The organism is Stenotrophomonas sp. YAU14D1_LEIMI4_1 (assembly GCF_003086815.1).
Taxonomy (GTDB): domain Bacteria; phylum Pseudomonadota; class Gammaproteobacteria; order Xanthomonadales; family Xanthomonadaceae; genus Stenotrophomonas.
In genome coordinates this window covers 2,233,936-2,247,657 of record NZ_CP025997.1, presented here as the reverse complement: position 1 = coordinate 2,247,657, position 13,722 = coordinate 2,233,936, and the positions used below count along the sequence as shown (strand labels likewise).

At 67.8% G+C, this 13,722-nt stretch carries 14 protein-coding genes; all 14 read right to left on the bottom strand.

The window, feature by feature from the left end:
* Positions 1 to 166 precede the first annotated feature (166 nt).
* A complete protein-coding gene (locus C1932_RS10465; RefSeq protein ID WP_234412089.1) occupies positions 167 to 712 on the bottom strand; it encodes an AprI/Inh family metalloprotease inhibitor in 546 nt (181 codons plus the stop codon).
* Positions 713 to 787: 75 nt separating this feature from the next.
* Complete coding sequence (locus tag C1932_RS10460; protein ID WP_234412087.1) at positions 788 to 3,205, bottom strand: PAS domain-containing sensor histidine kinase; 2,418 nt, start codon at positions 3,203 to 3,205, stop codon at positions 788 to 790.
* A gap of 72 nt (positions 3,206 to 3,277) precedes the next feature.
* A complete protein-coding gene (locus tag C1932_RS10455; RefSeq protein WP_108762098.1) occupies positions 3,278 to 3,565 on the bottom strand; it encodes a hypothetical protein in 288 nt (95 codons plus the stop codon).
* Positions 3,562 to 4,920 (bottom strand): hypothetical protein, encoded by a 1,359-nt coding sequence (locus C1932_RS10450; protein WP_108756266.1) that lies wholly within the window; start codon positions 4,918 to 4,920, stop codon positions 3,562 to 3,564. Before C1932_RS10450 ends, C1932_RS10455 begins: the two co-directional genes overlap by 4 nt.
* Before the next feature lie 21 nt (positions 4,921 to 4,941).
* The gene (locus C1932_RS10445) at positions 4,942 to 6,081 is read right to left on the bottom strand and encodes an SPFH domain-containing protein (RefSeq protein WP_108753196.1); all 1,140 of its coding nucleotides are present in this window, start codon (positions 6,079 to 6,081) and stop codon (positions 4,942 to 4,944) included.
* A gap of 86 nt (positions 6,082 to 6,167) precedes the next feature.
* Entirely contained in the window at positions 6,168 to 6,431 is a 264-nt protein-coding gene (locus tag C1932_RS10440) for a CD225/dispanin family protein (RefSeq protein ID WP_108753195.1), read from the bottom strand.
* A 73-nt stretch (positions 6,432 to 6,504) separates the two neighbouring features.
* Positions 6,505 to 7,038, bottom strand: coding sequence for a lipocalin family protein (locus C1932_RS10435; protein WP_108762097.1), 534 nt, complete (start codon positions 7,036 to 7,038; stop codon positions 6,505 to 6,507).
* 12 nt (positions 7,039 to 7,050) lie between these two features.
* A complete protein-coding gene (locus C1932_RS10430; RefSeq protein WP_108762096.1) occupies positions 7,051 to 8,127 on the bottom strand; it encodes a class I SAM-dependent methyltransferase in 1,077 nt (358 codons plus the stop codon).
* Positions 8,124 to 8,909, bottom strand: a complete 786-nt coding sequence (locus C1932_RS10425) for a DUF1295 domain-containing protein (RefSeq protein WP_108762095.1) — start codon at positions 8,907 to 8,909, stop codon at positions 8,124 to 8,126. The genes C1932_RS10430 and C1932_RS10425 overlap by 4 nt, the downstream gene beginning before the upstream one ends.
* Entirely contained in the window at positions 8,906 to 9,454 is a 549-nt protein-coding gene (locus C1932_RS10420) for a DUF2878 domain-containing protein (protein WP_108762094.1), read from the bottom strand. Before C1932_RS10420 ends, C1932_RS10425 begins: the two co-directional genes overlap by 4 nt.
* Position 9,455: 1 nt before the next feature.
* Positions 9,456 to 10,715 (bottom strand): cyclopropane-fatty-acyl-phospholipid synthase family protein, encoded by a 1,260-nt coding sequence (locus tag C1932_RS10415; RefSeq protein WP_108762093.1) that lies wholly within the window; start codon positions 10,713 to 10,715, stop codon positions 9,456 to 9,458.
* Positions 10,712 to 11,479: a DUF1365 domain-containing protein gene (locus tag C1932_RS10410; RefSeq protein WP_108762092.1), complete on the bottom strand. Its 768-nt coding sequence runs from the start codon at positions 11,477 to 11,479 to the stop codon at positions 10,712 to 10,714. The genes C1932_RS10415 and C1932_RS10410 overlap by 4 nt, the downstream gene beginning before the upstream one ends.
* Positions 11,476 to 12,753 carry an FAD-dependent oxidoreductase gene (locus C1932_RS10405; RefSeq protein WP_108762091.1) on the bottom strand — a complete coding sequence of 426 codons (1,278 nt, stop codon included), beginning with the start codon at positions 12,751 to 12,753 and terminating at the stop codon, positions 11,476 to 11,478. The genes C1932_RS10410 and C1932_RS10405 overlap by 4 nt, the downstream gene beginning before the upstream one ends.
* 1 nt (position 12,754) lies before the next feature.
* Positions 12,755 to 13,708, bottom strand: a complete 954-nt coding sequence (locus C1932_RS10400) for an acyl-CoA desaturase (protein ID WP_108762090.1) — start codon at positions 13,706 to 13,708, stop codon at positions 12,755 to 12,757.
* Between the last annotated feature and the right edge of the window lie 14 nt (positions 13,709 to 13,722).

Genomic DNA, 13,722 nt, shown 5'->3' with positions numbered 1-13,722 from the left:
GGCAGGGGCCGGCGGCGTGGCCGCGGGCCCAACGGATACATCCCGTCCGTTGCCTGCCCGTGGCGGTCGCGCAGCGGCAACCGGGGGCAGGCGGCCGTAGTATAGGCACCGCCTTGCGCCCGGTTCTGGGCAGCAGGGCACACTCAGAAGGACGCTGCGCCGGTGGTCAGCGCGATCCCTGGGGGTTCAGGTAGAGGCGGGCGCCATCGGCGACCCGGCGCCCTGACCAGCGGCCGCTGCCGCTCTGCCGGAAGCGCGCGATCACCGTGTTGTTGGTATCGGTCAGCAGCAGGTCGTTGCCCGACAGCAGCCAGCGGTTCACCGAGAACACGCCATCGGGGCAGCCGGCTGGCACCCAGGCGCCGTAGCCACCGAACCAGGTGCTGTCCTTCAGTTCGATGGTGCAGCTGTTGCTGCCTTCCTGGCCCAGGGTCCACTGGCCGAACAGATCGCGCTCGTCCACATCGTCGCGCCGGTGGCGTGCGCCGTGGCCCCGGCTCTCACCCCAGTCGTCGTCAGCGTCGTGGTCGATGCTGATGTCGATCTCGCTGCGGCTGCTGCGTGTCTGGGTGGTCTCGCTGGAGGTGGTCTGCGTGGTGGCGCTCAGTTCGCCCACCGGTGGCGGGGCGTCCTGCGCGGCGGCGAACAGGGGGCCTGCCAGGGCCAGGCTGGACGACATCAACAGCAGCACGGAACGGGTGCGGATGACCATGGTCGGTGCCTCAAAGGGAGCGGCGGAAGGGCGCGCGCGCCCAGCCTGGCCCCGGCCCTGCATCGGAGGCGTGAACTAGCCGGTCTGCGCCAGTGCAACCCGCACCCGGGTCGCCAGTTCATCGATGGTGAAGGGCTTGCCGATCAGCTGCACGCGCGCATCGAGCACGCCGTCGTCCACCAGCGCATTGCGGCTGTTGCCGGTGGCGTACAGCACTTTCAAGCCGGGGCGGCGGGCCAGCGCCTGCTCGGCCAGCTGGCGACCGTTGACTTCCGGCATCACCACGTCGGTGAACAGCAGGGCGATGGACGGATGGGCATCGAGCAGGGGCAGGGCGCTGGCGGCGCCATCGGCGGACAGTACGTCGTAGCCCAGTTCAGTCAGCGCATCGACCGAGAAGCGGCGCACCGCCTCGTCATCGTCCACCACCAGGATGTGCTCGGCGCCCCCGTCCGGCGGCGTTGCTGGACTACGTGACGGCGGCCGCGCCGACGGTGACGCTTCGCCCAGCAGGCGCGGCAGGTAGACGCGCACGCAGGTCCCAGCGCCGGGGTTGGAGTCCAGCGCCACATGTCCCGCCGACTGCTGCACGAAGCCATAGACCTGCGACAGACCCAGGCCCGTGCCCTGGCCCACGTCCTTGGTGGTGAAGAACGGATCGAAGGCGCGCGCCTGCACGTCCGGCGCCATGCCAGTACCGGTGTCGCTGACCGCGATCAGTACGTAGTCGCCTGCAGGAATGCCGGGATGGGACGCCGCGTTGCCGATGTCGATGCGGCAGTTGCCGGTCTCCACCTTCAGGTGACCGCCGCCGGGCATGGCGTCGCGGGCATTCACGGCCAGATTCAGGATCACGTTCTCCAGCTGGTTGGCGTCGGCGTGGGTCCACCACAGATCGCGGCCCAGCACGGTTTCCAGCATGATGCTGCTGCCCAGCGAATGCACCAGCAGGTCGCTCATGCCGGCCAGCAGGTGGTTGCTGTCCACGGCGACCGGTTGCAGCGGCTGCTGCCGCGAGAACGCCAGCAGGCGCTGGGTCAGCTGCGCGGCACGCTGGGCGCCATCGAGCGCCATTTCAATGTAACGGTGGGCGCGGCTGTCGCCGCTGTCGATACGCAGTGCCAGCAGATCCAGCGGGCCGATCACCGTGGCCAGCATGTTGTTGAAGTCGTGCGCGATGCCGCCGGTCAACTGGCCTACCGCTTCCATCTTCCGGCTCTGTCGCAGCGCATCTTCCACGCGCAGGCGTTCGGCCACTTCGGCGTGCACGCGGGCTTCCAGCTGTTCGTTCAATTCCTGCAGGCGCGCATCGGCGGCCTTGCGGCGGGTGATGTCGATGGCCACGCCCAGCATGCGCACGCACTGGCCGTGTTCGAAGATGCCGCGGCCCTTGGCGGCCACCCAGCGCACGATGCCGTCTTCCTTGCCGACGGTGCGGTATTCCACATCGTAGCTGGCACGCCGGGCCGGATCCGCGGCCGCATCCAGCGCGGCCAGGGTGGCCTCGCGGTCGTCGGGGTGCAGGCCGGCGCGGAAGTCGTCCATCGTTACGTGTGCGCCGGCGGAGATGCCGAACATGGCCTTGGTACGGGCCGGCCAGATCAGCAGGTCGCGCACCAGGTCCACATCCCAGAAGCCTTGTTCACTGGCTTCGGTGGCCAGGCGCAGGCGCTCTTCACTATCGGCCAGCGCGGCTTCGGCGGCCTTGCGGTCGGTGATGTCCAGCGAGGTGCCGACCAGCCCGATGACGGTGCCATCGGCATCGCGCAGCGGCGCCTTGGTGGACAGCCACCAGGCCTGCCGGCCATCGGCGAAGCTGATCTTTTCTTCCAGCTGCTCGGTGCGGCCACTGGCCATGATGCGTTCGTCGGTGGCCATCACTGCCGCGGCCTGCGCGGGGTCGCCCAGCAGTTCGGCGTCGGTGCGGCCCACGTACTGCTGCGGCGGCAAGCCGATCAGTTCGGTGGCGCCATGGTTGCCCATCAGCAGCCGGCCCTTCCGGTCCTTGGCGTACATCACACCGGGCGCGGCTTCCATGAACGAGCGCAGCAGCGCCTGTGCCTGGTCGCGCTCGGCCTGCACGCGCAGGCGCTTGTCAATGTCGATCAGCACGCCAGGGAAACCGGTCGCGCGACCTCTGGCATCACGCTCGATCCGGCCGATGCCTTCCAGCCAGTGGTACTGCCCATCTTCGCCACGCGCCCGGTAGGGGTGGGCGAAGCGGTCGCCGTCGCGCACGGCGGCGTCGATGGCGGCGGTCAGCCCGGGCAGGTCGTCGGGGTGGATGGCGCCCAGCACGTCGTGCAGCTGCAGCTTCTGCCCGGCCAGTGCCGGGTCCAGGCCGAAGGCGCGGGCCAGGTAGGCATCCACGGTCAGCTGGTCGTTCGTTACGTCCCAGAACCAGGTGCCGACGATGGCGCCGCCGGCCAAGGCCATGTTCACGCTGGCCGTGGCGCGTGCCGCAGGGGAATCGTTCGGGGGTGCAGCGTTCACGGTGGTCTCGGCAGCAGAGATTGGCCCCGGCCAGCGTTGGCGGGGGCGCCAGTCTAGATCAGCAGGGTGTGGTCAGGACGTGGTGCCCGGTGGCCCGCTGCGGTCGGGATCGGGCGCGACCCGTGCCACCCGCTTGCGGTACTCATGCACGTTGTCACCGCGCACGCGCCGTTCCTGGGTGCCGGTGATGCTGTCCACCCGCCGGTCCGAGCCGGTGACCGGCTTGGCGTCGATCTCGGTTTCGTGTTCGAACCCGTGCGACTTGTCGGTGTTGCGGTAGTAGCGGTACAGCGCCCAGTACAGCGCCGTGGCGCCTGCCGGGCCTGCGGCCAGCAACCAGAGACCAGCGTCATCACTCATGTCGTTGCCACCAGGAAGGCGATTGCGAGTGCTTCGATGATCGTGCCGGTGGTGAGCGCGGCCAGCAGCAGCTTCCACTGCTGCACCGGCACGCTGCCCATGGTTTCACCGGTGCGTCCGTTCACCGCGATGTAGTGCAGCATGCCGCCGTTGCGGCCGGGCTGGTGGTAGGAATACAGCCAGACTGGCAGGTACATCGCCACCCAGCGGGTACCGTGCACCTGCAATTGTTCCTGTTCCCAGCGCACGCCGCGGTCGTAACGATTCACGCTGCGCTCCACCTGCGCGCGGGCAATGGACAGCAACTGGTCTTCCAGCCGCGGCCGCAGCTTTTCCACGTCCAGATCGCGCTTTTCCGAGGTGAAGCCGGCCAGGTAGGAAGCGTTCCACTTCACCGCGTTCTTGGTATCGAACGGCAGGATGGTGTTGATGATGTTGTTGGTGTTGGCGCGGGTGTCCAGGTTGCCGCGGTCGGCAGAGGACTCGAGCGGCAGATCGTCCACGGTGAAATCCACCTGGCGTTCCACCTGGTAGATGTCGGCGTCGTAGTAGGTCTGCTTGTTCTTCTCGGTGCCGCGGGTGTATTCGCGGGTCTTGATCTCGCCCTTGCCGGCCACTGCCGCGCTCACGTTGCCGTCCACGATCATGTAGGGCAGGTAGACGCCCACCACGTTTTCCGGGGTGAACTGGTCCTTGAACGCCTTCAGCGCGAACATGCGCCGCTTGTCCACGAACTGGCGGATGCGGGCGACGGCGTCGTCCTTGCGGATATGGAACGGCAGCACCGCGTCGGGTACCGCGCCGTTGGCAATCTGCTCGTTCACCCCGAACACGTGCCGGCACCAGTGGCAGCGGGCGGTCATGGTGCTTTCGGTATTGACCGTTACTTCGGCGCCGCAGCCGGTGCACTTGAAGGTCATCAGTGCCGACAGGTCGGCATCGATGTCGCGCGCGCCGCTGGCGATCACCGTGCCGCGAAGCTCGCCGATGGCCTCGCCCAGACCGAAGGCTTCCTCCACGCGGGCGCCGTGCCATTCGTGGCGGCAGAACTGGCAGACCAGGATGTCGGTGCCCAACCGTGGCCGGATATCGGTGGCGCCACACTTGGGACAGCGGTTCAGGCCGTCCTTCAGTTCGCTGGCCGCGGTGTCGATGGCCAGCGGGTCGGGCGCCTCGATCTCATCGCGGATCGCCTGCGGAAGTTTCGAGGTGTCCAGCGGGAAGCTGCCGGGCGGCGGCGGTACATCCTGCGGCGAGCCGGGGCCATCCAGCGCCGCCCCGGGCAGGGGCGGTGGCGTGGGTGCGGCGGGCGGCACGGGGGGCAGGGGCGGCGGGCTGTTGCGTGGATCGGACATGGTGATGGTCGGTCCTGCCGGTTACAGCCCCAGCGCCTTGGCCTTCAGCGCGTCGTAGTCGCTCTGCGTGATCAGGCCCAGGTCCAGCATTTCCTTGGCCTTCTTCAGTTTGGCGACCGGGTCTTCCGCCGCCGGTGCGGTGGGCTGCTGCAGGTTGCCGGCACCGAACATGCCCGAGGCCATGCCCACGCCCACCAGCCCGGCCGCGCCGCCGTTCTCGCCGGCCGACTGGATGCCCTGGGCCACGCTGGCCTGCAGGTTGGAATTGCCGCGCGAACCGGACAGCGCATCGGCGCGCTGCACGGTCTTCAGCAGTTCGCGGGTGTTGGCGTCGTATTCAATGGAGACGATGGCCGTCTTGACGATGGCCAGGCCGCGATCGCTCTGCCACTGGTAGGCCTGTTCCACCGCGGCCGACAGGCTCTGCGCGAAGCCGATCGAATCCTGCTGCAGCTTGGTGATGCGGTTGCCCTTGGCGGGGTCGTTGCTGTACAGGCTGAAGGCCGGCGCCAGCGAACCCACCACTTCATTGAACAGCTGGGTGGCGGCGGCGTTGTCCATGTCGGTGAAGTCGAACACCTGGCCGGGCTGCAGGTAACTGGCCGGCACGAAGTTCTTCACGAACAGGATCGGGTCGACAATCTTCAGCGTGTACGAGCCACGGGTGACCGCGCCAACCTGGGTATTGAGGAAGGCATCGTCCCAGTAGATTTCCGACTGGGTGCCGAAGCGGTTGTCCGGCAGTTCCTTCAGCGAGACAAAGAACGCTGCCTGCTGCGAACCGGGCTGGCCGCCGAACTTGAAGCGTTCCCAGCTTTGCTTGATGAAGGTGCTGACCAGCCCATCGCCGGCGAAGATCGATTGCGAGTTCAGATCGTCCGAGCGCCATTCATAGCCACCGGGCTCGGCCACGAAGGCGGTGATGGCACCGTCCTGGAACAGCAGCAGGCCGTAGCCTTCGGGCACGACGATCTTCGAGCCGTTGCTGATGATGTTGGACGAACCGCTGGTGTTGGAGCCGCGCCCGGCATTGGTGCCGCGCGGCACCGCCGCGAACAGCGCCGCCGTGGACGGCAGGCCCGTTGGCACGGTGTAGAAATCCTTCCACTGGTCGGCCAGAACACCGCCTACCGCACCCTTGACCGCCTGTACCAGACCCATGACCTGCTCCGTGTGGTTGTCTGGGCAGACTATATATCAGCGCGGGCAGGGCGCGTTGGGGGTGGAAACCACCCCCGGTACGGCAGTTACATCATGGCCCGGTTGATCAGGCCCCAGCCGATCAGCACCACCAGCAGGGCCGGCAGGGTCACGAACGAGGCGATCATCCAGCGCAGGGCCTTGCGCGAGGTGACGGCGGCCGGACCCATCTGCCCGGTCGCCTTCAGCGACGAGGTCTTGTTGGCGTAGACGGTGGCCACGATGCCGAAGGGCCAGAAGCCGCAGAAGATGCTCAGGATGGCGGCGAACAGGTAATCCTTGGGCGGATTGGCGGGTGCTGCATTCTCCATGAAAACGTTTCCTCCATTTTGGAGGCGCGATTATGGGGCAGCCCATGGGCCTTTGGAACGGCACGTTGCGTTTCTAGCGCACGGATTGAGGCACCCGTCGCAACTTGCTGATGTCATAGCCCATTGCCTGGATGCGGGCGACCGCCTGCTGGTACTGGGCCTCGCTTACCCGCGGGGTGCGGGCCATGTACCAGACGTAGTCGCGCTTGCTGCGGCCGACGATGGTCTGGCCGTAGTCCGTATCGACCCAGGCGATGATGTATTCGGCCTGGATGGGCCAGACGAACTGCATGCCCCAGACCGCGCCGGCGCCTTCCGGTTCCACCCGGCCAATGGGGTGCATGGTTTTCAGCGGCGCCTGGAAGCTGCCCTTGCGGTAGGTAAAGGTGGTCTGGATGCGGCCATCGGGGCGCGGTGCGTAGCTTTCCACCGCATCGAAGGCCTCGCGCTCGGGCCAGGAGGGAATATGGGCGATCACGTACCAGTCGCCCATGAAACGCGGCACATCCACCGATGCCGGGCGCGGCAGGGGGCGGGTGTCCTGGCTGCTGCAGCCGGTGCCGAACAGGGCCACGGCCAGCAGGGAAAACAGCGGGGGCATGCGCATGGTGGGCCTCGCTCAGCGGGGGCGGAACAGGTAATGGGCGACCAGCCACTGCTGGCCGTCGTCGTAGCCGAACAGCTCGGCGCAGGCCATCCAGAACATGCGCCAGCGCTGCCACCACACGCGTGCGGCGGCGTCGCTGCCGTAGGTCTGGGCCAGCAAGGGCAGCAGTTCTTCGCGTGCTGCATCCTGGTTGGCCAGCCAATGGTTGGCCGTGCGCTGGTAGTGGGTACCGTCCAGCAGCCAGCGCTGCTGCAGCTGCAGGTCGTGCTGGAAATGCAGCAGCGTATCGGCGGCCGGCATCAGGCCGCCGGTGAAGAAGTGGCGGCCCATCCAGTTGTCATCGCCTTCGGTTTCGAACGGGTACATCAGCGTGCGGTGCGCGAAGATGTGCACGAACAGCGCGCCGTCCGGTCGCAGCCAGCCGGCGATGCGGCCCAGCAGCTGCGCGTAGTTGCGCACGTGTTCGAACATCTCGACCGACACGCAGCGATCGAAGGCGTGCCCGGGCAGCTCCAGCTGATTCACGTCGCGGGTGAGCACCTGCACGTTGCGCAGCCCGCGCGCTTCACACTGGGCCATGATGTGCGCGCGCTGGCTGTGCGAGTTGGATACCGCGGTGATGCGCGCCCTGGGATAGCGCTCGGCCATCCACAAGGTCAGCGAGCCCCAGCCGCAACCCAGTTCCAGGATGTCCTGGCCATCGGCCAGGCCGGCGCGCTCGCCATACAGCGCCAGCATCGCGTCCTCGGCCTGGTCCAGCGTTTCGTGACCGGTACGGTAATAGCAGCTGCTGTACTTCAGGCGGTGACCCAGGCACGCCTGGAAGAACGCGGCCGGCACTTCGTAGTGCTGGCGGTTGGCCGCATCCACGTGCAATGCCAGCGGGCTGCTGGACAGCTCCTGCAGGCGCCGCTGGAAGCGCTGTGACTGCGCGTGCAGGCCGCCGTCCTGTTCTTCGGCCAGGCGTTGCGCGCACAGGCGGCGGATGCCCAGGCGCAGCGCGGCGTCGGGCAGCCAGCCGCGTTCGGCCCAGCCGGTCAGTCCGGTTTCAACCAGGGTGGGTGGGGTAAGCGAGGTGACCGCATTCATGGCGAGGGATCCTTGGGCGAGCGGGGGAACCACGGGAAGAACATCGGGGTGCTGCGCTGGTACTGGCGGTAGTCCTCGCCGCGGCTGCGCAGGGCCTGCTTTTCAGTGAACGGAACGCCGCTGAGATAACGCAGGAACACGTACATCAGCAGCGGCCCGGCCCAGGCCAGCCACCACAGCGGTGAACCTACGGCCAGCAGCACGTAGGCCAACCAGTGCAGCCATTCGAAGAAGTAGTTGGGATGCCGCGAGTAGCGCCAGAGGCCGTCGCGGCAGGTGCGGCCCTTGTTGGCCGGGTTTGCGCGGAAACGCGCCAGTTGGCGATCCGCCAGGCTTTCACCGCCCACGCTGAGCAGCCAGACCGCCACCGCCGCGGCGATCCAGCCCCCCATCTGCGTACTGGTATTGGCGGCCACCGCAACGAACGGCAGCGCGAACAGCACTACCAGCAGCGCCTGCGCCATGAAGAAGCCGAAGATCTTGCCCTGGTGACCGTGCCAGTGTTCACGCAGGTAGCGGTAGCGACCGTCTTCGTCTTCGTGGCGCACGCGCTGCCACAGGTGCAGGGCCAGCCGCGCGCCCCACAGCCCGCCCAGCACCGCCAGCGCGATGCGCGGTGCCTGCGCACCCTCACCCAACCAGGCCAGTAGCAGGGCAGCAGCAGCCACGCCCTTGGCCCACAGCACGTCGACCACGCCGATGTTGTCGTGGCGGCGCTGCCAGGCCCAGCCCCAGCTCATCACCAGCGCGGCATACGGCAGCACCCACAGCAGGCTGCTCATGGTCGCGCCCTCTGCAGCACGGGCCGGCGTGCTGCGCGGGCGCCATGGCGGGCCATGCCGACCAGCAGCGGCAGTGCCACCGCCCAGCCCAGGCCCAGCAGCGCCAGGCCCTGCCAACGGGGTTCAACGAAGGCGACCGCATCGAAGCCGCGTGCGGCCGACAGGTAGGCCAGCGGTGCCAGCAGCAGGCCGAACAGGATCGGTAGCAGCCAATGCCGCTGCAGGAAGGTCATCGATGCAGTCAGGGTCATGGCGAAGGCGGCCCACAGCGCGCAGATCCACGGCGGTGGTGCCCAGCCGAATGGGGCGGCGGCATAGCGCACGCTGCCGGTGGCGGCCACCACGCCGTCCACCAGCCACGCGCAGGCCAGGGCCAGCGCCACCAGTTTCAGGTCCAGCCGAGGCTGCGGTGACGTCATCAACTGGCTGCCGATATAGATCGTTGCGGCCAGCAGGGCCGGCCACTGCCAGCCGCGTGCGGCACCGGCCACGGCGCACAGCCAGACCGCTTGGTTGCCGAGCAGGTTGATCCAGGTGCGGCGCATTTCACACCGCCTGCCCGGCATTGCCGGCGGGGCGGTAGCCGGGGCGCGCCAGCAACAGGTGCGATACGCCGATCGAACGCTCCAGGAAGCCGCCTTCGCAGTAGGCCAGATAGAACTCCCACAGGCGGCAGAAGCGGGCGTCGAAGCCTTGTGCCTGCACGGCGCTGCGCTGGGCCAGGAAGCGCTGCCGCCAGGCACGCAGGGTCAGGGCATAGGAGTGCCCGAAGTCGTGCTGGGCCACCAGCTGCAGGTCGCTGCTGCGGGTCTTGGCGGCCATGATCGCGTTGATGGAGGGAATGAAGCTGCCGGGAAACACGAAGCGCTTGATGTAGTCCACGCTGCGGCGCGCCTGCTCGTAGCGGTGGTCTTCGATGGTGATCGCCTGCAGCAGGGCCACGCCATCGGGCTTCAGCAGGCGCTGCAGGGTGGCCAGGTAAGTGTCCAGGTATTCGGCACCGACGGCTTCGATCATCTCGATCGAGACCAGCTTGTCGAACGGCCCCTGCAGGTCACGGTAGTCCTGGGTGAGCAGGGTGATACGGTCCTGCAGGCCGGCCTCGCGCACGCGTTGCTGCGCCAGCGCGTGCTGTTCGGCGGAAATGGTGGTGGTGGTCACATGGCAGCCGTAGTGCCGTGCGGCATGCAGGGCGAAGCCGCCCCAGCCGGTGCCGATTTCCACCACGCGGTCGCCCGGCTGCAACTGCAGCTGCTGGCAGATGCGGTCCAGCTTGCGCTGAGATGCGGCTTCCAATGTTTCCTGTTCGTTGGCGAACAGTGCCGAGGAATACATCAGGTCCGGCGACAGGAACAGGCTGAAGAAGTCGTTGCCCAGGTCGTAGTGGGCGGCGATGTTGCGCCGGCTGCCTGCGCGGCTGTTGCGGCGCAGGCGGTTCCAGCCGCGCAGCAGCCAGCCGCCCACGCGTGCCGGGCCGCGCTCCATGCCGTCCAGCAGGTCGCGGTTGCGTACCAGCAGCTGCACCAGCGCCACCAGGTCCTCACAGCGCCAGTCACCGTCGATATAGCTCTCGCCCGCACCCACGCTGCCCTGCGCGGCTACCTTGCGATAGAACGCCGGGTCTTCGATGGTCACCGTGGCGTGCAGCTCGCCGCCGGGTTCCCCCAGCCGTTGTTCGCCGAAGGCATCGCGCACCAGCAGGCTGCCTTCGCGCAGCGGTGCCAGCTGGTCCAGCAGGCGGCGGCGCAGGAAGGCGTCCAGCGCGCCGGGCGGGGCCAGGGACACCGAGGGAGTGAGTTCGTTCATCGCGGTTTCTCGGCAAGGGAAGGGTGGTCGTGCACAGGGTTGCGCTTCAGCCACAGGCGCAGGGCCTGCCAATGAATGGCGGCCACCACCTGCACGGTCATCAGGGGATAGGCGGCCAGCACCCGCGCCAGCCCAGGGCCATCCAGCGGCCGGCGCTGCATGCTCTGGGTGGCATCGAACTGGCGCACACCGTCGCGCCAGACCTGCATGTGCACGCGCAGTTGCTCGCCGGGCAGGTTGAAGCGCCAGTCGTAGTGGCAATCCATGGCCATGAACGGCGACACATGGAAGGCCTTGTCGAACTGCCAGCGCAGGTCCTGGTGGCCATGCAGGGCACGCGCAACCGGCAGCACATAGGCGTGGCGCTCTTTCCACGGCGTGTTGGTGATCTCGGCCACGATGCAGTCCAGGGTCTGTCCATCGGCGCGATAGCAGTAGTAGAAGCTGACCGGATTGAACACGTGGCCGCCAAAGCGCAGGTGGGTAAGCAGACGCACCGGGCCCTGTGGGCGATAGCCCAGCTCGCGGGCCGCATGGTCGCGCACGGCATCGGCAAGCGGCTGGTCCGGATCACCGAAGTAGTCGCTACGGCGGAACTCGGCCACGTTGCGGCGGTTGACCGACCACAGCCAACGCCCGGCAAACACGCTGTCCAGTTCATCCAGGTCCAGCAGCAGCTGCGCGATCGGGTAACGGAACGCATGCGCGTGCGGCTGGTGACGGCGGTGCAGCACATGGCCGAAGTAGAGCGCGCTGCCGCTCATGCCGGCACTTCCACGTCGAAGGTACTGCTGGCCTGGGCGGTGCGTTCGCGCAGCGCATCCACCACGCGGCGGGCGCTGCGGATGCCGTCTTCGTGGAAGCCCCAGCCCCAGTACGCGCCGGCAAACCAGGTGTGGTGGCGACCCTGCACCTCGCCCCAGCGCTGCTGTGCGCGCACGGCGGCGTGGTCGTGCACCGGGTGCGCGTACTGCAGGCGGCGCAGCACCTTGTCCGGATCGATGGCGTCGCTGCGGTTCAGGGTGACTACCAGTGGCGTATCGCCGGGCAGGCCCTGCAGCAGGTTCATGCAGTAGCTGACCGTGCAGGCCGCATCGGGCGCGCGCGGCACATGCGCATTCCAGGCGGCCCAGGCCTTGCGGTTGCGTGGCAGCAGGGAGGCATCGGTGTGCAACACGGCTTCATTGGGCTGGTAGCGGATTGCGCCCAGCACGGCGCGTTCCACCGGATCCACCTGCTGCAGCAGGGCCAGTGCCTGGTCGCTATGACACGCCAGGATGACCTCATCAAAGCCTTCCACGCCGGCGGCACTGTGGATGCGCACGCCCCACGGCAGGCGCTCCACCGCGTGCACCGGGCATTCCAGACGCTCGCGTACCTGCCAGCGCGCACGCAGGGCATCCACGTAGCGCGCCGAGCCGCCGCGCACGACCCGCCACGGCCGGCGCCCGGTCATCTGCAGCATCTGGTGGTTTGCCATGAACTGCACCAGGTAGCGCGCCGGGAAGTCCAGCACCGTGGCCGTGGGCGATGACCACAGCGCCGAGGCCATCGGCAGCAGGTGCTCATCGACGAAGGCCTGGCCGTAGCCGTGCTGCTCCAGGTACTGGCCCAGGGTGGGGCCGTGTTCTTCCTGCAGCAGGGCTGGTGCCTGGCGATAGAAGCGGCGCAGGTCGGCCAGCATTCCCCAGAAACGGGGCGAGACCAAGTTGCGGCGCTGGCAGAACAAGCCATCGAGCGAGGTGGCGTTGTACTCCACGCCGCTGCGCTCGCTGTGCATGGAAAAGCTCATGGTGGTGGGCTGCGAGGCCACGCCCAGCTCATTGAACAGGCCGGTGAGCAGCGGGTAGTGCTGCTCGTTGAAGACGATGAAGCCGGTATCGACGGCGAGCGGGCGCCCATCCACAGTGACGTCATGGGTGTGGGTATGCCCGCCCAGATAATCGTTGGCCTCGAACAGGGTGACTTCGTGTTCGCCGTCCAGCCACCAGGCACTGGCCAGCCCTGCAATGCCCGATCCGATGATTGCGATGCGCATGTCAGTGCCTCGCCTTGGCCAGCACCCAGTCGGGTATGGGTTTGAGTCCTTTCACCAGGCCGACCGCCGCCATCGCGCGCAGGCCGTACCAGGTCAGGTCGATTTCCCACCAGCGGAAGCCCTGGCGCACCGTGCCGGGGAAGAAGTGATGGTTGTTGTGCCAGCCCTCGCCGAAGGTGAGCAGGGCCAGCCACAGGTTGTTGCGGCTGTCATCGCGCGTATCGAAGCGGCGGCTGCCGAAGCGATGGGCCAGCGAATTGATGGTGACCGTGGCGTGGAACAGCACCACGGTGGAGATGAAGAAGCCCCACACCAGCAGTTGCGGGCCGCTGGTGCCCAGGCCCGGCGCGGTGTGCTGCAGCAGTTCGCCCAGCCCGAACAGGGCCGCGGCCAGCAGCACCGGCACGGCGATGTCGAAGCGATCCAGCCAGCGCAGCTCGGGGTAACGGGCCAGGTCCGGCACGCGGCTGAGATTGGTGCTGAAGGCTTCGCGGGTCAGGAACCAGCCCATGTGGCTGCGCCAGAAGCCGACTTCGTTCGGCGAATGCGGATCCTGCGGCTGGTCGGCATGGCGGTGGTGGTGGCGGTGATGCGCGGCCCACCACAGCGGCCCGCGCTGCACGCTGGCGGCGCCGATCACCGCGAACGCGAACTGCACCGGCCGCGAGGTCTGGAAGGTGCGGTGCGAGAAATAACGATGGTAGAAACCGGTGATGGCGAACATGCGCACGGCGTACAGGGCGCCCGCCACCGCAACAGCGGTCCACGAAACGCCTACCCAGACCACCCCCAGGCAGGCCACGTGCAGCAGCACGAAGGGCACCGCGCGCAGCCAGTCGATGCGCCCGGCCTGGGCTGCCGGCACATCGTTCGCAGTGCTGCCGGTGTCGAACCAGCGGCGCAGGGTGCGCAGCAGGCGGGCGCGTCGGCGGGGCAGGGGCGCAGCTGCAGACATGTTCGGTTTCCGGA